The sequence below is a fragment of the Tenacibaculum sp. 1_MG-2023 genome, assembly GCF_030547425.1.
Classification (GTDB): domain Bacteria; phylum Bacteroidota; class Bacteroidia; order Flavobacteriales; family Flavobacteriaceae; genus Polaribacter.
On record NZ_JAUORH010000004.1, the window covers coordinates 125,031 to 149,835 of the forward strand.

A 24,805-nucleotide genomic window follows, 5' to 3' on the forward strand; every position below is an offset into this window, starting at 1 on the left:
ATTAACCTTTAGCGTTTGCGATTACTTCTTCTGAAATGTTACTTGGAGTTTCTGCATAGTGAGAGAATTCCATTGTAGAAGTTGCTCTACCTGAAGATAATGTTCTTAAAGAAGTAACATATCCAAACATTTCTGATAAAGGAACGATTGCTTTTACTACTTTAGATCCAGCACGATCGCTCATATCGTTTACTTGTCCTCTTCTTCTGTTTAAGTCTCCAACGATATCTCCCATGTTCTCCTCTGGAGTTAACACTTCTAACTTCATCATTGGCTCCATAATTACAGCTCTTGCAGCTTTAGCTGCAGCTTTGTAACCTAACTTAGCAGCTAATTCGAATGATAATTGATCAGAATCTACAGGGTGGAAAGATCCATCCTTTAAAGTAATCTTCATCGAATCCATTTCGTAACCAGCTAAAGGACCATTCTTCATTGCTTCTTTGAATCCTTTTTCTACTGACGGTACAAATTCCTTAGGAACGTTACCACCTTTAATAATAGACTCAAATTGTAACCCTGTTACACCTTCATCAGCAGGCTCCATAGTAAACACAATATCAGCAAACTTACCACGTCCACCAGATTGCTTTTTATAAACCTCTCTGTGATCTGCAGTAGCTGTTAAAGCTTCTTTGTACTCTACTTGTGGTTGTCCTTGGTTTACTTCAACCTTAAACTCACGTTTTAAACGGTCTACAATAATATCTAAGTGTAACTCACCCATTCCTGATATTACAGTTTGCCCTGAAGCTTCATCTGTTTTTACAGTAAATGTAGGATCTTCTTCTGCTAACTTAGCTAAAGACATTCCTAATTTATCAACGTCAGCTTTAGTTTTTGGCTCAACAGCAATACCAATTACTGGGTCTGGGAAATCCATAGATTCTAAAACGATTGGATTCTTCTCATCTGATAAAGTATCACCTGTTTTAATATCTTTAAATCCTACTCCAGCTCCAATATCTCCTGCTTCGATATAATCGATTGCGTTTTGCTTATTAGAGTGCATTTGATAGATACGAGAAATACGCTCTTTTTTACCTGAACGGTTATTTAAGATATAAGAACCTGCGTCTAAACGACCAGAATACGCACGGAAGAATGCTAAACGCCCCACGAAAGGATCGGTAGCAATTTTAAACGCTAACGCTGCGAAAGGTGACTTTGCATCTGGCTTACGAATTTCTTCTTCACCTGTATCTGGGTTAGTACCTATAATATTATCTCTATCCATTGGAGAAGGCAAATAACGACATACAGCATCTAATAAAAACTGCACCCCTTTATTCTTAAATGAAGACCCACATACCATTGGAATGATAGACATATCCATTACAGCAGCTCTAAGTGCAGCGTGCACTTCTTCTTCTGTAATTGAATCTTCATCCTCCATATATTTCTCTAATAAGTTTTCGTCATAAGCAGCAACCTCTTCGATTAACTTACCACGTAACTCATGAGCTTCTTCTTTTAATTCTTCTGGAATATCTACAACATCGAAAGTTGACCCATAATTATCATCATGCCATACAATAGCACGGTTTTTAACTAAATCAACAATTCCTTTAAAGTCTGCTTCATCACCAATATTTAACACGATTGGTACTGCATTAGACTTTAACATATCTTTTACTTGCTGACAAACTGCTAAAAAATTTGCTCCTTGACGGTCCATTTTGTTAACAAAACCGATACGAGGCACTTTATAGTTATCCGCTAATCTCCAGTTAGTTTCAGATTGTGGCTCAACTCCATCAACTGCAGAAAATAAGAATACTAATCCATCTAACACACGTAACGAACGGTTTACCTCTACAGTAAAATCAACGTGACCCGGAGTATCAATTATATTAAAGTGATAATCTTTAGTTTCAGGTAATGGCTTAGCATTTTCTAATGGAAACTGCCAAGTACAAGTAGTTGCTGCTGAAGTAATTGTAATACCTCTTTCAGCTTCTTGCTCCATCCAGTCCATTGTAGAAGCACCATCATGCACCTCACCAATTTTGTGAGAAACTCCTGTATAGAAAAGAATACGTTCAGTTGTTGTAGTTTTTCCTGCATCAATATGCGCAGCAATACCTATATTTCTTGTAAATTTTAAATCTCTACTCATTTCTATTAAAATCTAAAGTGTGAGAATGCTTTGTTAGCCTCAGCCATCTTGTGAGTATCTACTCTTTTCTTAACAGCAGCACCTTCTTCTTTAGCGGCAGCTAATACTTCTGCGGCTAAACGCTGTGCCATTGTTTTTTCATTACGCTTACGCGCATATGAAATCATCCATTTAATCGCCATAGAAACCTTACGGTCTGGACGAATTTGCATTGGAATTTGGAATGTTGCTCCACCTACTCTACGAGAACGAACTTCTACGTGAGGCATCACATTCGACAAACCATCTTTCCAAATTTCTAAAGCCGACTTTTCTTCGTCAGTTTTCTTTTCGTTTACGATGTCCATTGCATCGTAAAACACTTTGAATGCTACAGATTTCTTACCGTCCCACATTAAGTTATTCACAAAACGTGTAACTAATTGATCGTTGAATCTAGGATCCGGTAACAAAACTCTTTTTTTAGCTCTTCTTTTCCTCATGTCTTTACATTAAAAAAGTTACTAATTAATTTTTACTTTTTGTCTTTAGGGCGTTTTGCACCGTACTTAGATCTACGTTGGGTTCTACCCTCAACTCCTGCAGTATCTAATGCTCCACGTACCACGTGATATTTAACACCTGGTAAATCTTTTACCCTTCCACCTCTAACTAATACTATCGAGTGCTCTTGCAAGTTATGCCCTTCACCTGGAATATACGCGTTGATTTCGTTACCGTTTGTTAATCTTACCCTTGCTACCTTACGCATTGCTGAGTTAGGTTTTTTAGGTGTAGTGGTATACACACGCGTACAAACTCCACGTCTTTGAGGACATGATTGTAATGCAGCCGATTTACTCTTCTTAGTTATTTTGGTTCTTCCTTTACGAACTAATTGTTGAATAGTTGGCATACTAAATTATTACTTGTTTTTAATTTGTACTTAAATTACTCTAATTTTAAGAGAGTGCAAATGTACGATAATTTTCTAATTATTCAAATATCAAGAAGTTATTTTTAATAACACTAAAAAAACACTAAAATACCTCACCCACAACCCTAACCTCTCAATAACTATACATAAACCCCATAAAAATGTTAAAAAAATAAACATTTTTCAATACAAAAAGAATATTAACCTACTTCAAACCTAAAACAAACGAAACAACTATAAATACAATAATGTTTTTAGAATTTTTTAACAAATACCTTGTTTTTTTAAGTTTTATTTATGATTTTTGGCTCAATTAATTCAAATAATTACATAATGAAAACAAAGTTTAATGGAATTTTAACGCTACTCTTAGCGTTGATTGTGCAACTATCCTTTGCACAAGAAAAAACAATTTCGGGTATAGTTTCTGACGAAACAGGACCTCTGCCTGGTGTTAATGTATTAATAAAAGGAACTACCTCTGGGGTTGAAACTGATTTTGACGGGAAGTTCTCTATTCAAGCTAAAAGTGGAGATATTCTTGTTTTTAGCTTTGTAGGAATGAAATCAATTCAAAAAACCGTTGGAAACTCAAACTCCATGAACATCACTATGACTAGTGACAATGTTCTTGATGAAGTAATTGTAACCGCTTTAGGTATCAGTAAACAAGAAAAAGCCATTGGTTACGCAATACAAAAAGTTGATGGAGACAAACTTAATGAAGCCAAAGAAACTAACCTTGTCAATTCATTACAAGGTAGAGTTGCTGGGGTACAAATCCAAGGATCGGCTTCTTCATTAGGGGGATCTTCTAGAATTACCATACGTGGTTCAAATTCTTTTTTAGGTAATAACCAACCTTTATTCGTTATAGATGGTGTACCTATCAACAATGATAATTATGCTACTCAAGATCAACAATCTGGCTTTGGTGGAGGTAGTTATGATTATGGTAACTCGGCTTCAGATATTGATCCTTCAAACATAGAATCTATGTCTGTTTTAAAAGGTGCTGCAGCAACCGCCATTTATGGGTCAAGAGGTGCTAATGGTGTTATATTGATTACAACAAAAAGCGGTAAAGGACAAAAAGGTATAGGTGTAAGTTTTGACTCTAGTGTTAGTCTTGATAAAGTAAACAACTTAATCCCTATTCAAACAACTTATGGTGGTGGTTCTATTTACCCAACTGCTAGTGGTTTCAATGAGTTCACACAAGATGGAGTTTCTTATTTAGCACCCAACTATGCTAAAGATGGTTCTTGGGGACCTAAATTCAACCCTAACCTTATGGTTAGACATTGGGACTCATGGGATCCTGGTTCTTCTAATTACAAAGAAACTAGACCATGGACAGCTCCAAAAAATTCATATGATTCATTTTTTGACATCGGTGTAACTTTCACTAATTCAGTAGCTTTCTCTGGATCCAACGACAAATCTAATTTTAGAGTTGGGTACACCAACCTTAAACAAAAGGGAACTACACCTGGAGGTGAAATAGAAAGAAACACCCTAAATGTAAATACTTCTTATAAACTAACTGATAAGTTAAGAGCTAATATTGTTGCTAACTATGTTAATACAGCTGCAGAAAACAGAAATGTAACTGGTTATTCTCAAGGTAATGCTATGCAAGGCTTCTATCAATGGTGGCAGTCTCAATTAGATGTTGAACGCCTAAGGGATCAACAAAACACAACTGAAGGAAGCCAGTACACTTGGAACCCTAAAGGTATTGTTACAGACTCAAACGGAAACCTAACTTCCTTTAATCCAACCGCTAATTATTTTGACAATCCTTTTTGGGTTAGAGAAAACTTCTTACAAGAAGATAGTAAAAACAGGTTATATGGTAATGCAAACCTTAGCTATGATATAACTGACGAGTTAACACTTACAACTCAGTTTGGAACTGATTGGTTTCAGTTGAACTTAAGAGAAGGGATTCCTTTCAGGTCTGTAGACGGATCAAGATATGAAGAAACAAAAAGACATTTCCAGGAAACTAATATGGAGGTTCGGTTAACTTATGACACCAATTTTGGTGAAGAATTCACCTTTAATGGATCAATTGGAGCTAATAGAATGAGAAGCTCTCAAAAAAGAACAACGATAGAAACCTCTGGAGGTTTAATAGTTGATAAGTTCTTCAATATAGCTAACTCTGCCGGTAGTCCTATAGCAGAGACTTTCGAGACTAATAGAGGTATAAACAGTATATTTGCAACTGCTTCATTAGGATGGAGAGACATGTTATTCTTAGATCTTGCAGCTAGAAACGACTGGTCATCTACCTTACCAGATAAAAATAACAGCTATTTTTATCCTTCTGCCTCTTTGAGCTTTGCTATTTCAGAACTAGAAGGAGTTAAAGAAAGTGGAGTTGTTAACTTTGCTAAGGTTAGAGCTAGTATAGCACAAGCTGGTAACGATAGTGATCCGTATCGCTTGACTGATGTGTACAACCCACTACCTCCTAACTTTGGAGACAATCCTCTTTATGAAGTACCTAACGCACAACAAAACCCAGATTTAGTTAACGAATTAACTACTGAAATAGAATTTGGTTTTTTAGTTAAATTATTTAGTAATAGATTAAGCATTGATGCTGCTTACTATGACAGAACCACCAAAGATCAAATATTTAACGTTCCTGTTTCAAACACTACAGGTTACTCTTCTAGACTTTTAAACGCTGGAGAAATGAAAAATTCAGGGTATGAATTTCAAATCACAGGAACCCCTATACTAACTGAGAATTTTAGATGGGATTTAGGAGTTAACCTTACAAAACAAGAAAATGAAGTTGTTGAATTACTAAAGGATGACGAAGGTAACACTATCGTTGAAAGTATTGGTGTCGGTAGCTCTTGGGCTGCAGACTTAAGAGTTCAAGAAGGACTACCATACATGGCTTTATTTGGTCAAGACTATGTTTATGATGATAACGGTAATAGAGTAGTTGGCAGTGATGGTGTTTATAAGTTTACTGATGAAAGAGTTTATTTAGGTTCTGCTCTTGCTGATTGGACTGGAGGCTTCAACACTTCTTTTAGCTACAAAGGCATAACTTTATCTGGATTATTTGACTTCCAGGTTGGAGGTATTATGCACTCAACATCTTTGCAATGGTCTAAATATTCTGGAGTACACCCGGAAACAGTTGCTTTTAACGGAGAGTCTGATATTCGTGAAAATGGTATGATTTTACCGGGCGTAAAAGAAGACGGTTCTCCCAACGACATAAGGATCGATCCTTTACCTTACTATCAAAACAATTTTGCCGTAGCAGCTCCAAACACCTATGACGCTAGTTTTCTGAAATTCAGAGAATTAAGGCTTAGTTATGCTATTCCAAGTAAAGTTTTAGATAAAACCCCTTTCACTAACTTAAGCTTAAGCCTTTACGGAAGAAACTTAGCTATACTTTACTCTGACGTTCCTTATATAGACCCTCAAATTATTACTGGATCTGGTAACACTCAAGGGCTTGAAAATGCTCAAATACCATCTACTAGATCATTCGGAATTAATTTATCAGCTAAATTTTAAATTTAAAAAAAATGAAAAAAATAAAATTATTAATATTAACGCTATCAGTATTATCATTATATAGATGTGATGATCTTTCTGAACTAAACGTTGACCCAAATACAGCTGTGGCCGTAGCTCCATCTACACTTCTTACCACATCACAGTTCAATTACTATAGTAGAGTTTCTGGCGTAAACATGAATGCTGATTGGGGGCAACTTATGGTTCAATACTGGGCACAAAATGAATATACCGAAGAAAGTAGATATAATGTAAACGTAACCCATTACAACGTAAGTTGGAGAGTTTTTTATGCTGATGTATTGAAAGAATTGTTTTCAGCTAAAGAACTCGTTGATGGAGAGTTAATAAGTAACGACATTAAAACAAATAAAAAGAATATTTTAGATGTAATGATAGCTCAAACCTTTATTACATTAACCGACAGCTATGGTGATGTCCCATATACTGAAGCTATTTCTGATATTCCTTTACCAGTTTATGACAGTCAGGAAACAATCTACAAAAGCGTACTTCAAACACTAAAAAATGCAAGCGACACATTTGTATCTTCAGCTGACTCTTTTAAGAGTGGTGATGTTATTTATGGTGGCAATGTTGACAGTTGGAAAAAATTCACCAATTCTCTTATGTTAAGATACGCTATGAGACTTAGTGATATTGACCCAGCAACGGCTGAGCAATATGCCAAAGCAGCAGAGAGCAACCTTATATCTAACAATGGTGAAAACGCTTTATTTACTTTCGATTCTAATCAAGATAGAGCAAACCCTTTATTTCGTAACCTTTCTCCTTTAATTGATAATAGAGATGATTATTGTGTTTCAGAATATTTAGTTTCCACTTTAGAAAACATGGGGGATCCTAGGCTAGAAGAATATGCTAAACCTGCTTCAGGGGGTACTATATTAGGCATGCCTTATGGTTTAAACGATAACGACGCTACTGTATTAAAACCTACTACTTCCAGACCAAACGATCAAGTAAGAGAGGCTACTACTCCACATCTTATTATCTCATACTCTGAAGTTGAATTCTTACTTGCAGAAGCTTACCAGAGAGGTTTTTTAACTGGTAATGCAGGAGACGCCTATAATAGAGGTATTGAAGCATCCATGAATCAATGGGGTATAACCGACGCTACGACTATTTCTGACTACATAGCTAACAACCCATACAATGCTTCTAACTGGAAAATGTCGCTAGGAACCCAAAAATGGGTTGGCTTATATATGAATGGTTTAGAAGCTTGGAGTGAATGGAGAAGATTAGATTTTCCACAATTAACAGTACCAACTGCTGCTGTTATAAACTCTATTCCTGTAAAACTACCATACCCTTTATCAGAAACACAGAATAACTCAAACCAATTAAGTAAGGTTACTTCAACACCTGGTAATTTAACTAACAAAGTTTGGTGGGATGTAAACTAATTTTTTTCAATATTCTTAATCACTAATTTAAAACGCCTTGGTTACAAGGCGTTTTTTTATGTTAAAAAATTGTTTATTTAAGATATATTTATGATTTTAGCGATTAATTAATTCAAATAATTACATAATGAGAACAAAGTTTAATGGAATTTTAACGCTATTTCTAGCGTTAATTGTGCAAATATCCTTTGCACAAGAAAGAACAATTTCAGGTACTATTTCTGATGAAACAGGCCCACTACCTGGGGTTACGATTTTAAAGAAGGGTACAACTCAAGGTACTGAAACAGATTTTGATGGAAACTACGCTATTCAAGCTAAAACTGGCGATGTTTTAGTTTTCAGTTTTGTTGGTATGAAAACAGCTGAAAGAACCGTTGGTTCTTCAAGCAATCTTAGTCTAGTATTACAATCTGACAACGTACTAGATGAGGTTATAGTAGTTGGGTACGGACAAGTTAGCCAGCGAGACTTAACAACTAACATTTCAAGTGTAAAAGCTGAAAGCGTACAAGCTATTTCTACTTCTAGTATAGCTGGAGCACTTCAAGGAACTGCTTCTGGTGTGCAGATTTCTCAACTATCTGGTGCTCCCGGTGGTGAAGTTAGAGTTAGAGTTAGAGGAGCTTCCTCTATTAACGGTTCTAACAATCCTCTTTATGTTATTGACGGAATACCTATGTTTTCTGAAGCAACTGCTTCAGATAGCTTTGGTGGGCAAAGAAACAGTGCTGTTACTAACCTTAACCCAGATGATATAGAATCTATTGAAATTTTGAAAGATGCTGCCTCAGCTGCAATTTATGGTAACAGAGGATCTAACGGTGTTATTTTAATTACTACAAAAAAAGGAAAAGCAGGTAAGGCAAGATTCAACATTAGTACTACAGTAGGTATTCAAAATCCTATTAAGAAATATGAGGTTATGAATTATGGCCAATGGTTACGTTTGGGAGATGCTTTTTATGAAAATTCAGGATTCCCTTCTGGTACATGGTCAAATAATCAAAATCCAGGTAATAACTTATCAGGAGCCGATCAAGCTACTTTACAGGCTTATTACGATGCTAACTCAAATAGAGGTGATAACTACTTAGATGAAATTTATGTTGATAATGCATTAGTTAAAAATATTAATGCTAATGTATCAGGAGGTAATGAAGACACAAAGTATTATTTCGGTATCGCTTCTTTTACCCAAGATGGTAACCTACTTACGCAAGATTACGAAAGACAAAATGTTAGGCTTAATCTTACTCAAAAACTTAGTGATAGCTTTAAATTAACTACAGGAATAAGTTTGACTGATGAGACAACTAGGATTATACAAGGAGATAATAACATTTTTGGTATTTTATCTACTGCTATGCTTGAAAGACCAGGTAGAGATATATACAACGAAGATGGTTCTTTTAATTCCTATACTAATTTTTCTTTTTCTAACCCTGTTCAAAATGCAATTGAAAATTTTGATCAAGGTAAGACTTTTCGTATTCTGGGTAATGCTAATTTAGAATATAAAGTGAACGATGAGTTAAGGTTTAATACTACTTTTGGTTTTGACCAACTAAATTTTAGACAAAGATCTTATTATCCTTCAACTACATCTTTAGGAGCTCCAAACGGAAGTGCTGACCAAAGAGAGAGAACAGATAGGAAGTTTACAGCATTAGCTGCTGGTAATTACAATAAATCGTTTGACAACTGGCGCTTAAGAGTATTCTTAGGAGCAGAATATGAACAAAATAAGCTTAACTTTATAAGAGCTGCTGGTAATGGTTTTATTAGCCCTAGCTTAACTTGGTTAGCTAGCGCAGCTAACCCTAGCACTGCTACCGCTCTTTTTTCTGACTCTAGAAGAGTTTCATTTATATCAAGGGTTGGGGCAACTATTTATGAAGACTTAATTTTAGAAGGATCTCTAAGATACGATGGTTCTTCAAGATTTAATGAGGATCAAAGATGGGGGCTTTTCCCTGCTGCCTCATTAGGTTATATTATATCTAATAATGACTGGTTCAAAAACAATTTTGTTAGTTATTTTAAAGTAAGAGGTTCATGGGGTATAACAGGTAATGTATCTGCAGTAGGTAGATATGATTCTCAACCTTCAGTACAGACAGGTAACTATGGTTCTGTAGGTTCTTCTTATTTAGCCAATGCTAACCCTAACCTAAGATGGGAAGAAACGGCACAAATTGATGTTGGTTTTGAAGCTAAGTTTTTTGACGATAGAGTTAGTTTAAACTATGCTTACTATGAGAAAGAAACTCATGACAACTCACTTATCTTATCTACCCCATTACCTGGTAGCCAAGGTGGTGGTGGTGTCACTGAAAATGTTGGTTCTATGATTAACAAAGGGCACGAAATAGATCTTAAAATTTCATTATTTAATAATGATAATTTTCAATGGGATACAAATATTGGATTCAGTTCTTTAGACAATAAAGTTACTTTTTTAGACAATACTGCTCCATTTGTTACAGGTTTTGTTAGTAGAATTGAAGAAGGCGTGGCTTTAGGTGGTTTTTATGGTCTTCAAGCTGATGGTTTGTATCAAGATATTTCTGAAGTGCCTGCAAACTTACAAACAGAAGGTGTTGGTCCTGGAGATGTAAAGTACATCGATCAAAACAATGATGGTTTATTAAATGATGACGACTATGTAGTAATAGGAAAGCCTTTTGCTGATTTTACAATGAACTGGTCAAACAAATTAAAATATAAAAATTTTGATTTAAATTTCTTATGGGCATGGTCAGAAGGTAATGATGTTTACAATAACACATTAGCGTTTACTGGTTCAACAGGAAGTATAGGTTTTAATAAGTTTGTATCTCAAGGTAATTATTGGACTCCTACAAACACCAATACAGGTATTCCTAGACCTAACAGTGCTACACAAGCATACAACAGTCAAGATTCTTCTAGGTATGTTGAAGATGGTTCTTTTATAAAATTAAGAAATATCACTCTTGGATATAATTTACCTAAAATAAAAGGTTTTGATCAGGTAAGATTAACTCTTTCTGGAGATAATTTAATTGTTATAACTGACTATAGTGGTAATGACCCTGAAGTAAACTTTTCAGGTGGTAATTCAATTGTTGGAGGTACTGACTTCTTAACTCAAGGTGGTAGTAAAGTTGTTAAAGTAGGAGTTAACGTTACATTCTAATAAAAAGTAATTAAGATGAAAAAAATATTTTTAAAAAGCACATACATTGTACTTATGGCTCTTATGATCATAAGCTGTGATGATAAATTAAACATAACAGACCCTACAGCCTTAGGTGTTGATGAGTTTATAACTGATTATGCTAGCGCAAAAACAGCTTTAGCCCAATGTTATAATGAAATTCAAACTAATACAGCAGGTACAAACGAACCAGTAATTGTAGAGTATAGAATGTTAACTGGATTATATTCTGGAGAATTAAGACATGTTGGGTCTTTTCCTAGTTACAAAGAAGCCGAGATTAATAATTATCTTGTAAATAATGTAAATGTTTCTAGAATTTTTGCTCAACATTATAGATTTATTAATAGAGCAACAGTTATTATAAGAGTAATTGAAAGTATTAGTAATATTTCTAACTCTGAAAAAGAAGAAATTCTTGCTGAAGCTCATGCTATTAGAGCTTTTGGATACTCTAGACTAGTAAGATTATTTGGAGGACTCCCTTTAGTAGAAAAAGTATTTGCTTTAGATGGACCTGATGCAAAAAATACTCCTAAATCTAGTGAAGCTGAAGTATATCAATATATTTTAAATGAAATTTCTTTAGCTAAAGGAAAAATTTCTACTACAAACCCTAATACATTCTTTACAAATGATGCACTTGATGTTTTAGAAGCAGAAACTCATATGTACATGGAAAAGTATGATTTAGCTGAAAATGTTTTACAGGGATTGATAGGAAAATATACTTTAGACCCTAGTTATGCTAATTTATTTGTTCTAGGTAATAGTAGTTCTTCAACTATATTCAGAATAAACTATAATGCAGCTGATAATAATAATTTAGCTTTTTACTTTACTCCAACAGGTAGATTAGAAGTAGGACCTTCTCAATTATTATTAGATACTTTTGAAGCAGGAGATACAAGAATTTCTTTCATAGAAAATAGTAATAGTGTAAATGATTCATTTATTACTAAATATGTAGATAACGCAGAAGGTACAGACCTACCTTACATTTACAGATATGCAGATGTTTTATTAATGTATGCTGAAGTTTTAGCTCGTAAAAATGACCCAAATGCAGCTACTTACCTTAACATGATTAGAAACAGAGCTGGGTTACCTGATATAGGTACTTTTGATTCTTCTAACGTTGTAGATGTAATAGCAAGAGAAAGAAGTTCAGAGTTTTTTGGAGAAGGAAAAAGTTGGGGAGATATTAAAAGACTAGGATTAGCTCCTAGTGTTATAAACTCAAAGACTGGTGTTACTTTTACAGAAAAGCAATTACTATGGCCAATACCTCAAAATGAGTTAGATTCTAATGGATCTATATCACAAACAGATCAAAACCCTGGTTATTAAGCTAGATTAATAACTTATAAAATTTTAAAACCACCTCAGAAAGAGGTGGTTTTTTTATACCATAAAATCAACTACATTTGCAGCATGGAACAAAACACAAACATTTTTGGTATTAGAGCCATTATTGAAGCTATTGAAAGTGGAGCTTCAATTAATAAAGTATACCTTCAAAAAGGCTTGAGAGGAGAATTGTTTTTTCAATTGGATAAACTTTTAAAGAAAAATAAAATATCAACTAGTGTAGTTCCTACAGAAAAACTAGATCGTTTATCGAAACACAATAACCACCAAGGTGCTGTAGCTAAAATTTCTCCTATTGATTTTCAAGATTTAGAAACTTTAATAGAAGCTACGTTAGAATCAGACAATACTCCCCTATTCTTATTATTAGATCAAGTTTCTGATGTTCGAAATTTTGGAGCTATTATTAGAACTGCAGAATGTACTGGTGTAAACGGAATTATCATTCAAAAAAGTGGTAGTGCTCCTGTAAATGCTGAAACCATTAAAACTTCAGCTGGTGCTGCTTTTAAAATCCCAATTTGTAAAGTAGACCATATTAAAGATGCTATCTTTCAACTAAAAGCGGCAGACATTAAGCTAGCTGCTGCAACTGAAAAAACTGAAGATTCAGTTTTTGATGTTGATTTTAATCAACCTATTGCAATCATTATGGGTTCTGAACACAAAGGTGTAAGTAACTCTGTATTAAAAATGGCAGATTATAAAGCTAAACTACCGTTACTAGGTGAGATAGAATCTCTAAACGTATCTGTTGCTTGTGGTGCCTTTTTATATGAAGCCGTAAGACAACGTTTATAATATTAAAAATCCTGCTTTCAGCAGGATTTTTTTATTCTTCTTCTTTATAAAAATATTTGTATTTAATTTCTTCTAACTCAACTTCTTCCTCAATTACTCGTGGAGCATAATTTCCTGCTTCATCGAACATAGAATCAAACTCTGTTTTAGTGAATTCAAACTTTTCTTTTATAATCCCTCTTTTTCTGTATAATAGAGCTAGAGTAATCCCTGTTATTAATCCTGATAAATGCCCTTCCCATGACATCCCTTCTTTAATTGGTAATACATACCAAACCATGCTTCCGTATAAAAATATAGTAACAAAAGAAACAGCTACTAATCTGTAGTTTTTCTTTATAATTCCACTAAAAAGAACAAAACTGAAAAGTAGATACACAATTCCACTCGCTCCAATATGGTACGATTCTCTTGCAATTAGCCAAGTTAATAATCCAGTCATAATCCCTCCAAACAACAAAACTTTAACTGCTACTTCCTTGTAAAAGTAAAAAAGACAAGCTGAGAGCACAAATAAAGGAACTGAATTATTAAAAAGATGTTTAGTATCACTGTGAATAAAAGGCGAGCATATAACCCCCTTTAAACCATCAAAACTTCTCGGAAAAACGCCAAACTTGTTAAAATTCCATCCGAATTTAATTTCTATCCAGTACACAAACCATATTACTATAACAAATAAAAAAGGTATAGTAAAAATGGATGGAGAAAATTTTAGCTGTTGTTCTGTATTCATGACCTTGAAAATAACAAAAATAAATCCAAAGTAGTATTTCTGAAGTTCTGTCATAAATCTTTGCTATTTTTACATTATGAATCAACCTTTGGCAGAAAGAATCCGTCCACAAAATTTAAGTGATTACATTAGTCAACAACATTTAGTAGGCGAAAATGGAATTTTAACCAATCATATAAAACAAGGAATTATACCATCATTAATTTTATGGGGGCCTCCTGGAATTGGGAAAACCACCCTTGCTAATATTATTGCAAATGAATCTGGGCGTCCTTTTTATACTTTGAGTGCTATTAGCTCCGGAGTAAAAGATGTTCGTGAAGTTATTGAAAAAGCAAAGAAAAGTGGTGGATTGTTCACACAGAAAAATCCCATTTTGTTTATTGATGAAATTCACCGCTTTAGTAAATCACAACAAGATTCTTTATTAGGTGCTGTTGAAAAAGGTTGGGTAACTTTGGTTGGAGCAACTACCGAAAATCCAAGTTTTGAAGTCATACCTGCCCTACTCTCTCGTTGCCAAGTTTATATATTAAATTCTTTTGATAAAAATGATTTGATTGCTTTGTTACATCGCGCAATAGAAAAAGATGAAATCATTTCTCAAAAAAAAATTGACTTAAAAGAAACTGATGCACTGCTTCAAGTTTCTGGTGGTGATGCCAGAAAACTTCTGAATATTTTTGAATTATTAGTTGCTGCTAATAATGAAATTGAAGTTACCAATGAGTTAGTGTTATCTAAAATTCAAAAAAACACGGTTCGTTATGATAAAACTGGTGAGCAACATTACGATATTGTTTCTGCCTTTATAAAATCTATTAGAGGTAGTGACCCTAACGCTGCTGTATATTGGTTAGCTCGTATGATTGAAGGTGGTGAAGATGTAAAATTTATTGCGCGTAGAATGCTAATTGCTGCTTCTGAAGATATAGGAAATGCGAATCCTACTGCGTTAATTTTAGCTAACAATACCTTTCAAGCAGTTTCAGTAATTGGCTACCCAGAATCTAGGATTATTTTAAGTCAATGTGCTGTTTATTTAGCCAATTCTGCTAAAAGTAATGCTTCTTACATAGCTATTGGTGAAGCACAAAACCTTGTTAAAACTACAGGAGACCTGTCAGTCCCTTTGCACTTAAGAAATGCTCCTACTAAACTAATGAAAGATTTAGACTACGGAAAGGAATATCAATACTCTCACAATTATGCAGGTAATTTTGTGAGTCAAGAATTTTTACCTGATGAAGTTAAAAACACTAAATTATACGAACCTGGAAACAATACTCGTGAAAATCAATTTAGAGAACTGTTAAAGCAACGTTGGAAAGATAAGTACAATTATTAGTTAATATACCATAAAGGCTATGAATTATAAACTAAAAACTTTTATCAAAGTTGCTCAGCATTCAAGTTTTACACTTGCTTCTAAAGAGTTGAATATTTCACAACCTGCTGTTTCTAAAACTATCTCTAAATTAGAAGAAGAATACAATACATCTTTTTTTAACCGATCTAGAAATTCTATTTCATTAACAAATGAAGGGAAAATTTTTCTTGATTACGCTTATAAAATTACCGAGTTGTTTGAAGAGTTAGAGAACTCTTTTCTTTTAAATGAAGAGAGCACTTCTCTTGAATTTAATTTAGGATTAAGCACTACAATTGCTACGTATGTAATGCCAAAAGTACTTGCTAAAATACAGCAAAACTCCAACAATATAAAATTCAATATAATTAGTGGCAATACTAAAGATATTGAACATAAGATCTTAAACCAAGAATTAGAATTTGGTATTGTAGAAGGAAAATCCTCTAATCAATTATTACGATATTCTAAATTTATTAAAGATGAAATTGTACTGGTAACAAGTACTAACAATACTAATAGTAAAAATTCTATATCAAAACAAGAACTAAGTAAAATACCTTATATAGGTCGTGAAATTGGTTCGGGTACGCGTGAAATAATTGAAGAAACTTTAAAGAAAAATAACATTACTAAACTAAACAGAGTAATTACATTAAACAATACTGAGGCTATTGAGCAATATTTACACTACTCTAACTCTTATGCTCTCTTATCTATTCATGCTGTAACAGAAAAGCTCATTCAAAACAAACTAAAGATTGTTGATATTAAAGGACTTTCTTTTGAGCGTGAATTTGATTTTGTTTGTAGAACAAATTATCAATCAAAAAAAATGAACTTACTTTATAAATTAATCAAAACCAATTATAACTTTTAGTTATTTTGTATAACTATTTAATTTGCTCTTTAGTTATATTTCAATCGTAGTTTTGTTTCATCAAATTCTTAGAAAAAATGAAACAATTCTGTCAAATTAGCTTTTTTACATTCTTCATAACACTAGCTTTAACCGGTTATATTTCTAGTTCTTTTGCTTTAATATCTGGCTTCATTATAACATATATTTTTAGTAATCCTTTTCCTGAAAAAACGAAAAAAGCAACTCAAATACTTTTAAAAATATCTGTTATTGGTTTAGGTTTTGGGATGTCATTAACTGAAACTATACAAACAAGTAAAGAAGGGCTTACTTTAACTACTTTATCAATTATTCTAACCGTTATTCTAGGCCTATTTTTTATTAAGCTTTTTACAATTGATAAAAAAATTGGGTTCTTGATTACTTCAGGAACTTCTATTTGCGGAGGCAGTGCTATCGCTGCTATTTCACCTGTAATTAAAGCTAGTCATAAAACTATTAGCATTGCTATTGGAGTCGTTTTCTTTTTAAATGCTATTGCCTTATTTATATTTCCTTCTTTAGGTCATATTCTAGGGTTAACTCAAAAGCAATTTGGTATTTGGTGTGCCATAGCTATTCACGATACTAGTTCTGTGGTAGGAGCTGCTTTAGAGTATGGTGATGAAGCTTTGCAAATAGCTACTACAGTAAAACTTGCACGCACTTTATGGATTATACCTTTGTCGTTTTTTGCTATGTTTCTTTTTAAATCTGGTGATAGGAAGATTAAAATTCCTTATTTTATAATAGGTTTCATTATAGCAATATTACTCAACAGCTATCAAATTGTTCCAGAAAATTTTTCGATGAACATCGTAGAATTATCTAAAAGACTCTTGGTAGCAACTTTATTTTTAATAGGAATGAATTTAACCATTAAAGACTTAAAGGAAAGCGGTATTAAGCCTATTATTTTTGCTTCTCTTTTATGGATATTCATAAGTATTTTTTCACTACTCTTTATTATCATTTTTTAAAGAGTAGTGAAAATATGTGTTAGAACTTTATTTGATACTGCTTTGTTACTTTAGTTCCATTTTTATAATATTCTGCAAACCAAGAATCACCGTTTTTATATAAAATTCCATTTTTATCTTTGATTACAAAAACGTCTTTTACATTCGTTTTTAATACTTGAAAAACAACTTCAGGCTTTGTATTTACTAATTGAAATCCATTAGTTATTGATTGTGCATACAATACATTCTTTGTCATGCTTTCTTCATTAGTCTTCACTGTTTTATTTTTTATTACCTCAACAGCTGAAACTACTGGAGCTGTTACTTCCTTTTTTACAACAGCTACTTCTTTTGATGGAATATATGTATACTTTAACCCTTGTACAGACTTAAATGCATTGCGGATAGCTTCGTGATACGCCTTTTTGTAATCTTTTTCTTTACTTTTACCTACTTGTGAGGTAAATACCACCTTATTATAACAGTCTCTGAGTTCTACAATACTCTTTGTAGTAAATAAGCTCGAATCATCTTTAACTACGCCAGTTAAAGCTAAACATCTATTGTTTACAACATCATCAGGTAACTTCTCATCTTCTAAAAGTGCTGTAAAACCGTATTTATTAAATAAGAACTTTGTTAGTGAACTTGTTTGGTATTTATCTTTTCCCTTCACAAAATCAAACTTATTTGGTACTATAACGTATTTATAGTTGTTAATTGTTTTTTGTGCAAAACTTGCTGTTGTTACAAATAATGCTATAAAAAGTATTTTTTTCATTTTTAGTTTTTGTTGTGTTTATTAAATATAGTTGTTTTTATAAACTTATAAATATTTTTTCAAATCTATCAATGAAGTTACTTGTTGAACTTCTTTGTTATTTACTTCTTCTGAAAAATGAATTGCTCTCATTCCTGAATTTATTGCCCCTATAATATCTGCTTCATAACTATCTCCTATCATAACAGATTCAACTGCCTTTGCTCCTGCCTTTTCTAACGCAAATTCAAAAACCTTAGGATTTGGTTTCTTAACTCCAACACACTCAGATGTAATTATCTGTTTAAAAAAGCTATGAATTCCCGATTTCTTCAGTTTTAATTTTTGTACTTCTTCAAAGCCATTTGTAATAATATGTAAATGATATTTACTTTCTAAATACTCTAACACTTCTATTGCATTATCAAACAAATAATTGAAATTTGGTAAGTATCCAATATAGTCTTTAGATATTTGATTTATTGAATCATCAGAAATCTCGTATTTTAGATTATCAAAAGTTTCTTTTAAGCGATAATATCTTAATGCTGTTTTTTCTACCTTATCTTCTCTATATAACCTCCAATATTTTAAATTTACAGGTATATACACTTCTAAAAAACTATGTATTGGGATGGTTATATTTTGTTCTTCAAAAATTTGTTGAAAAGTAAGTTTTGAGTTTCTATCAAAATCCCATAATGTATGATCTAAATCAAAAAATAAATGTTTTATTTCCATTTCTTCTCTAAACATTTCCTACTATTTTAAGCATTGAATTATACAACCTACTCCACCCTCTCCATCTTAAATAGTTACTCAAGCTTTCATTATGAAATACTGTAATAAAAGTACCATTTACTGCCTTTACTTCATTCTTTAAATCTCTAATTTTTCCTAACGACTGTTTTGGTGTTAACTTCATATAATCATTTAATGTCGTATCCATCAATGCGAACGGAAATATTTTTAAAGGTGTTTGAATTTCAAAATCTAAGTCGTAAAAATAAAATGGAGTACAAGTACTTGCTCGAAACCCTACATGTGTTGCATATCCCATTGAGTAATCTTCATCTATCTCTAAATCTATTAACTGCTGATACGTTTCTGGTAAAGATACTCGTAAGTAGTGTTGTCTTGAACGTTTAACAGGTATATTAGTTATCGTTTCTAAACGTTCTTTTTCTTTTTTTAACATTACAGAATCATTCATTGTGTAATATGACGGATGTAACCCTACGCGAGCATAATCAACCATATCTTTTATTAACAATTTGAATTTTCTTTTGGAGGCGGACACATTCGTATCAAATGTAGTATAGTCGCCTATTAAAAAGAAAAATATGGTTCTTACATTATGAGCTTTCTTTAACTCAATAATTTTTTGAAATGTATTAAAAGGGTCTTTTTTAAGATTGAAAAATACTGTAAATCGATCCCAAATTGTAAAAACCTTAAATTGAGAAACATCTTTTAAAAATCCTCCAATAGTTCTTATAAAACTCTTATACTTATAGGCATAAGCATTATCAACATCTATTGTAGAAATATATTGATATTCTCTTGTTATATGTTTAAAGTCTGGGAATTTTTGTTTTAAGGTTTCCAAAAACTTATATGCCCAAATATCTACCATAGGTTTTTCTAAAAATCCATTTTGATAGGCTATACTTTCACCAACTGTAAATCGTCCATACTTATCTTTTATATGTGGTAAATATTCTTCATATCTTGAAATTAAGAAAAAGCTAGCAGCAAAAATATCAAACGGAATTTCAGAAGCTTCAACAGTTGGAAAGAAACAAGGAACTTCATCCCAATTTTGAATTACTATTTCTATATCCTTTATACCTTGCTGAAAAAGTAGTTCATTGCTCTGGACGAAAAATTCTTTTCCTAAAGGCACATTTGTGTATGAAAACTTAGGTCCATTGTAAGCCACAAACTCTTCTACTTTACCTGTAAAATCAATTTGAACTTGTAAAATACGAGTAAAAATATGTTTGAAAATATAACGTACTCTAGGAGTAACTTTATGGGTATAAATAAGTATCATAAATAGTAACTAGTAATCGTGTAAAACGACTATAAAATTCCTTCATCTGCAAAGCTAAAATAAGCTTTTTCAGTAACTATTAGGTGGTCTAGCAATTTAATATCTAAAGTAATACCTGCTTGTTTAATTTTTTCGGTTATTTCAATATCTGATTTACTTGGTGATAGTTTTTCTGAAGGATGGTTATGACAAACAATTACACCTATTGCAGAAAGCTCCAATGCTCTTTTATACAGCAATCGTATATCTACTAAAGTAGCTGTAAACCCTCCTTTACTTAATTGGTGTTTTGCTAAGACTTTATTTGAATTGTTTAGATACAACACCCAAAACTCTTCATAATACAAGTCCCCTATAAGTGGTTGCATAATTTTTACTACATCAATAGAGCTACTTATTTTAGATATGCTTGCTCTTTCCTCAAATTGTTTTCTTTTTCCAAACTCCAAAGCAGTTACTATAGATATTGCTTTCGCCTCTCCTATTCCTTTAAATTTCATCAATTCTTCTACCGATAGTTTTGCTAATGTATTTAAGTCATTATTTACCGTTAACAATATTCTTTTAGCCAAAGCTACAGCACTTTCCTCTCTGTTTCCTGAACCTATCAAAATAGCAATCAACTCTGCATCTGATAATACTGTTTTTCCTTTAGACATTAGTTTTTCTCTTGGCCTATCATCTAATGCCCACGATTTAATAGAAATCTTATTCATGTTTTTTCTTTTTTTTCATAGCCTTACATTACAACTCAATATGTTAATCCAGTTATTTAACCATGAATGTTAATTACTTTTTCTTATAGATTTATAAATATAATTCATTTTTTGCACAACCAAAAGAAGCACAGTATCTTTGTCTCTTATCTTTTTTAATTTTTAATATGAAGATTATTATAGCCGGGGCTGGAGACGTAGGTTTTCATTTGGCTAAACTCCTTTCTTACGAAGCACAAGACACATACGTAGTCGATTTTGATGGTGAAAAATTAGAATATCTAAACAATCATTTAGATGTTATTACCAAAAAAGGAGATGCTACCTCTATAAAACTATTGAAAGAAATAGGCGTTAACTCAGCAGATTTATTGTTAGCAGTAACTGAAAGTCCTAACACAAACTTTACTATTTCTGTAATAGGTAAAGCATTGGGGGTAAAAAAAACAATTGCTAGAATTAGTAACCCTGAATTTTTAAACAACCCTTGTATCAATTTCAAAGATTACGGAGTAGATTTTATGATTTCCCCTGAAGAATTAGCTGCTGAAGAAATTAAATCTCTACTTAACCAATCTTCTTTTAACGATACAGTAGCCTTTGAAAACGGAGTTTTTAATATCATGGGGACAACACTTGGGTATAAATCTCCTATTCTTGATCTTACAGTTAAAGAAACTAAAGAAAAATATTGCTTAGTAGATTTTATTACTATTGCTATAAAACGTGAAGGGACCTCTCAAACAATTATTCCTCGTGGAGATACTGAGTACAAAATAAACGACCAAGTATACTTTTCTGTACCAAAATATAGTATTGACAAACTGTATCCTATTATCGGAAAGGAATATATTGATATTACAAACGTGATGATTTTGGGTGGTAGCCGTGTTGGAAGAAAAACAGCTAGAAAACTTTGTAAAGACAACTTTAAAGTGAAGTTGATTGAAAAAGATAAAGACAAAGCCTTACAACTTGCCGAAGACCTTCGTAATACCTTAGTAATATATGGTGACGGTAGGGATTTAGAATTGTTAGAAGAAGAAAGTATTAGAGAAATGGATGCTTTTGTAGCTGTTACTGGAGATTCTGAAACAAACATCATGTCTTGTTTAGTAGCAAAATCTAAAGGTGTAAAAAAAACAGTTGCTTTAGTAGAAAATATGGACTATATCAATATTTCTCAAACTATTGGTATCGATACTCTAATTAATAAAAAGTTAATTGCTGCAAGTAACATTTTCCGCCATATTAGAAAAGGAGAAATTGTAGCTTTAGCCAATCTGCATAATGTTGATGCTGAAGTTTTTGAGTTTGAAGTACATCCTGGTGCTAAAGTAACCCAAAAAATAATTAGAGAATTGCGTTTTCCTAGAGAAGCTATTATTGGTGGCGTAATTAGAAACGGAGAAGCATTAATGTCTTTTGGTGATTTTCAAATGCAAAGCGGTGACAAAGCTATTGTTTTTTGTTTACCCGAAGCCATAAATATTGTAGAAGATTTATTCAAATAATGGAAAATCTTAATCTTAAATTAATCTATCGTTTTTTAGGAGTTACAGCCATCCTTAATGGTTTATTTATGTGGCTTACTTTACCCATAAGTTTTTATTACGATGAATCCGCCAAACTTGGAATTCTAAATGCTGGAATCATAACCATAGCTATAGGTTCTTTATTGTTTTTTTTTAATAAGCCTGACAATAAAAACATCCATAAAAAAGAAGGCTACCTTATTGTTACTTTAGGTTGGCTTACCTTATCATTTACAGGGATGCTTCCTTATTTACTTACAGAAAGTATCCCAAGTGTTACCAATGCCTTTTTTGAAACAATTTCAGGATATTCAACCACAGGGTCATCTATTTTAACTGATATTGAGTCCATGCCAAAAGGGATTTTGTTTTGGCGTAGTTGTACACACTGGATTGGAGGTATGGGAATTATTGTACTTACTATAGCTATTTTACCTTTATTAGGTATTGGAGGAATGCAGCTTTTTATGGCTGAAGCTCCTGGACCTTCAGCAGATAAACTACATCCAAGAATTACTGATACGGCAAAACGATTATGGTTAATTTATGTATTATTAACCGCTGTTGAATTTTTACTACTAAAAGTGGCTGGAATGACTTGGTTTGATGCTATTAATCATGCTATGGCAACCGTAAGTACAGGTGGATTTTCTACTAAAAACGAAAGTGTAGCCCACTGGAATGGAACTCCATTGATTCAATATATAATCATTTTCTTCATGTTTATTGCAGGAACCAATTTTGTTCTTACTTATTTTGCTTTAAAAGGAAAAGTTAGAAAAGTGATACAAAGTGAAGAATTTAAATACTATTTCTTCGGAATTATTGGAATATCGACCATTGTTGCTTTAATGATTATCTTTTTACAAGACCCTAATTTACAAAGTAGTATAGCACATCCTAAAATATGGGGTGAAGTAGAGAGCGCTATAAGACATTCGTTATTCTCTGTAATTTCTGTAGTAACAACAACAGGTTTTGTTACTGCTGATTTTACAATGTGGAGCTTTTTTGTTACTGCTATATTTTTCTCTTTATTTTTCTTAGGAGGATCAGCTGGGTCTACATCAGGAGGTGTAAAAATTGTTCGTCATATTATTATGCTAAAAAACAGCTTTTTAGAATTTAAAAAATCACTACATCCAAATGCTATAATACCTGTTCGTTATGATGGTAAAGCAGTAAAACAAACTATTATATTTAATATCCTCTCGTTTTTTGTGTTATATATGTTAATTTTTATAATAGGTACCGTTGTTTTAGCTCTTTTAGGTTTGGATATAAAGTCTGCTTTAGGAGCATGTGCTTCCTCATTAGGAAACATTGGACCTGCCATAGGAAGTGTAAGCCCTGTAGATAATTTTAACCATTTATCAGCAGGCGCAAAATGGTTTTGCTCTTTTCTAATGTTAATTGGTCGTCTAGAGCTATTTACCGTGTTAATTTTATTAACTCCTTTCTTCTGGAGAAAAAACTAACTTAGCTAATACATTTACCAATAAATAATATTTCTCCTTAAACGTATATACCTTAAAAATATACGTTTGCATATCAATCAAACACGCTTAAACAATAGAATTAAAGTTTAGTTCTGTTTGTCTTTAAATTTGATTTTAGAAAACAAACATTCAACATTTAGTAATTTCGCAAACTTTCAAAAGCAGCCGTAAACAACAAATAATTAAACAGTTACATTATATATGTTGTTTTTTTACTAAATTGTTGAACTAAACATTATTAACTACTAAACTTTATTACTTATGGATCCATTTATAGGACAAATTACAATGTTTGGAGGAAACTTTGCTCCAAGAGGTTGGGCTTTTTGTAACGGACAACTACTTGCTATTTCTCAAAATTCAGCTTTATTTTCAATTTTAGGCACCACCTACGGTGGGGACGGAAGAACAACTTTTGCCTTACCTGATTTACGTGGTAGAGCTCCTATTCATTCTGGTGATGGTAGCGTAGGACCAGGGCTTTCTCCTAGACCATTAGGTCAAAGAGGAGGAGAACAAACACATACACTTAACATTCTAGAAATGCCTATTCATAATCATGTGGCAACTTCTACTTCTAAATTACATGGACAAAGTGCTTCTGGTGATGATGACACGATAAGTACAGGCTCTTCAATTGCCAGTGGGTCTTCAACTGGTTCAGAAGTATTCAGTAGCCAACCTCCAAACACTGAAATGAACACTAGTTCTGTAACAACGGCTACAACAACATTAAACCAAGGAGGGAGTCAACCTCATAATAATATGCAGCCTTATTTAGCTATAAACTTTATTATTGCATTAGTTGGTGTTTTTCCTTCAAGAAACTAAAAACATATTTACAACTTTAATTATCAGATGATTAAAC

Annotated in this window: 19 protein-coding genes; 11 read left to right on the forward strand and 8 right to left on the reverse strand. The window is 32.7% G+C overall.

The annotated features are described in order from the left end of the window. Nucleotide 1: 1 nt before the first annotated feature. Genes fusA through rpsL form a run of 3 tightly spaced genes read right to left on the reverse strand, consistent with a single transcriptional unit; the run spans nt 2 to nt 3,014 of the window. The gene (gene fusA / locus Q4517_RS04730) at nt 2-2,119 is read right to left on the reverse strand and encodes an elongation factor G (RefSeq protein WP_303506793.1); all 2,118 of its coding nucleotides are present in this window, start codon (nt 2,117-2,119) and stop codon (nt 2-4) included. A 5-nt stretch (nt 2,120-2,124) separates the two neighbouring features. Next, entirely contained in the window at nt 2,125-2,601 is a 477-nt protein-coding gene (rpsG, locus tag Q4517_RS04735) for a 30S ribosomal protein S7 (RefSeq protein ID WP_100925426.1), read from the reverse strand. Between the two features lie 32 nt (nt 2,602-2,633). Beyond that, the gene (gene rpsL, locus Q4517_RS04740) at nt 2,634-3,014 is read right to left on the reverse strand and encodes a 30S ribosomal protein S12 (RefSeq protein WP_115900422.1); all 381 of its coding nucleotides are present in this window, start codon (nt 3,012-3,014) and stop codon (nt 2,634-2,636) included. Nucleotides 3,015-3,368: 354 nt separating this feature from the next. Between rpsL and Q4517_RS04745 the strand changes: the two genes are divergently transcribed. The 5 genes from Q4517_RS04745 to rlmB all read left to right on the forward strand — a co-directional run bounded on the left by Q4517_RS04745 (nt 3,369) and on the right by rlmB (nt 13,403). After that, a complete protein-coding gene (locus Q4517_RS04745; protein WP_303506799.1) occupies nt 3,369-6,593 on the forward strand; it encodes a SusC/RagA family TonB-linked outer membrane protein in 3,225 nt (1,074 codons plus the stop codon). An 11-nt stretch (nt 6,594-6,604) separates the two neighbouring features. Further along, nucleotides 6,605-8,029, forward strand: a complete 1,425-nt coding sequence (locus tag Q4517_RS04750) for a SusD/RagB family nutrient-binding outer membrane lipoprotein (RefSeq protein WP_303506800.1) — start codon at nt 6,605-6,607, stop codon at nt 8,027-8,029. 127 nt (nt 8,030-8,156) lie between these two features. Beyond that, a complete protein-coding gene (locus tag Q4517_RS04755) occupies nt 8,157-11,210 on the forward strand; it encodes a TonB-dependent receptor (protein WP_303506801.1) in 3,054 nt (1,017 codons plus the stop codon). 15 nt (nt 11,211-11,225) lie between these two features. Further along, nucleotides 11,226-12,581 carry a RagB/SusD family nutrient uptake outer membrane protein gene (locus tag Q4517_RS04760; RefSeq protein ID WP_303506802.1) on the forward strand — a complete coding sequence of 452 codons (1,356 nt, stop codon included), beginning with the start codon at nt 11,226-11,228 and terminating at the stop codon, nt 12,579-12,581. Between the two features lie 84 nt (nt 12,582-12,665). Further along, nucleotides 12,666-13,403 carry a 23S rRNA (guanosine(2251)-2'-O)-methyltransferase RlmB gene (gene rlmB / locus Q4517_RS04765; protein ID WP_303506803.1) on the forward strand — a complete coding sequence of 246 codons (738 nt, stop codon included), beginning with the start codon at nt 12,666-12,668 and terminating at the stop codon, nt 13,401-13,403. A 31-nt stretch (nt 13,404-13,434) separates the two neighbouring features. Here rlmB and Q4517_RS04770 read toward each other — a convergent pair whose 3' ends face one another. Then, nucleotides 13,435-14,193 (reverse strand): rhomboid family intramembrane serine protease, encoded by a 759-nt coding sequence (locus tag Q4517_RS04770; protein ID WP_368506459.1) that lies wholly within the window; start codon nt 14,191-14,193, stop codon nt 13,435-13,437. Nucleotides 14,194-14,215: 22 nt separating this feature from the next. On the opposite strand from Q4517_RS04770, the gene Q4517_RS04775 reads away from it, so the two are divergent. The 3 genes from Q4517_RS04775 (at nt 14,216) to Q4517_RS04785 (ending at nt 17,389) form a co-directional block, all read left to right on the forward strand. After that, nucleotides 14,216-15,487: a replication-associated recombination protein A gene (locus Q4517_RS04775; protein WP_303506804.1), complete on the forward strand. Its 1,272-nt coding sequence runs from the start codon at nt 14,216-14,218 to the stop codon at nt 15,485-15,487. A 19-nt stretch (nt 15,488-15,506) separates the two neighbouring features. Next, entirely contained in the window at nt 15,507-16,388 is an 882-nt protein-coding gene (locus tag Q4517_RS04780; RefSeq protein WP_303506805.1) for a LysR family transcriptional regulator, read from the forward strand. Between the two features lie 77 nt (nt 16,389-16,465). Continuing rightward, the gene (locus Q4517_RS04785; protein WP_303506806.1) at nt 16,466-17,389 is read left to right on the forward strand and encodes a YeiH family protein; all 924 of its coding nucleotides are present in this window, start codon (nt 16,466-16,468) and stop codon (nt 17,387-17,389) included. A gap of 19 nt (nt 17,390-17,408) precedes the next feature. On the opposite strand, the gene Q4517_RS04790 is transcribed toward Q4517_RS04785, so the two are convergent. Genes Q4517_RS04790 through radC form a run of 4 tightly spaced genes read right to left on the reverse strand, consistent with a single transcriptional unit; the run spans nt 17,409 to nt 20,903 of the window. After that, nucleotides 17,409-18,152 carry a hypothetical protein gene (locus Q4517_RS04790; RefSeq protein ID WP_303506807.1) on the reverse strand — a complete coding sequence of 248 codons (744 nt, stop codon included), beginning with the start codon at nt 18,150-18,152 and terminating at the stop codon, nt 17,409-17,411. A 45-nt stretch (nt 18,153-18,197) separates the two neighbouring features. Beyond that, nucleotides 18,198-18,887: a YjjG family noncanonical pyrimidine nucleotidase gene (locus Q4517_RS04795; RefSeq protein WP_303506808.1), complete on the reverse strand. Its 690-nt coding sequence runs from the start codon at nt 18,885-18,887 to the stop codon at nt 18,198-18,200. Then, entirely contained in the window at nt 18,880-20,187 is a 1,308-nt protein-coding gene (locus tag Q4517_RS04800; protein ID WP_303506809.1) for a polysaccharide deacetylase family protein, read from the reverse strand. Before Q4517_RS04800 ends, Q4517_RS04795 begins: the two co-directional genes overlap by 8 nt. A gap of 29 nt (nt 20,188-20,216) precedes the next feature. Continuing rightward, nucleotides 20,217-20,903 (reverse strand): DNA repair protein RadC, encoded by a 687-nt coding sequence (radC, locus tag Q4517_RS04805; RefSeq protein ID WP_303506810.1) that lies wholly within the window; start codon nt 20,901-20,903, stop codon nt 20,217-20,219. A 167-nt stretch (nt 20,904-21,070) separates the two neighbouring features. Between radC and trkA the strand changes: the two genes are divergently transcribed. The 3 genes from trkA (at nt 21,071) to Q4517_RS04820 (ending at nt 24,768) form a co-directional block, all read left to right on the forward strand. Beyond that, entirely contained in the window at nt 21,071-22,417 is a 1,347-nt protein-coding gene (trkA, locus tag Q4517_RS04810) for a Trk system potassium transporter TrkA (RefSeq protein ID WP_303506811.1), read from the forward strand. Then, on the forward strand, nt 22,417-23,916 hold the full coding sequence (locus Q4517_RS04815) for a TrkH family potassium uptake protein (protein WP_303506812.1): 1,500 nt from the start codon (nt 22,417-22,419) through the stop codon (nt 23,914-23,916). The genes trkA and Q4517_RS04815 overlap by 1 nt, the downstream gene beginning before the upstream one ends. 282 nt (nt 23,917-24,198) lie before the next feature. Further along, nucleotides 24,199-24,768, forward strand: a complete 570-nt coding sequence (locus Q4517_RS04820) for a phage tail protein (RefSeq protein WP_303506813.1) — start codon at nt 24,199-24,201, stop codon at nt 24,766-24,768. Nucleotides 24,769-24,805: the final 37 nt, after the last annotated feature.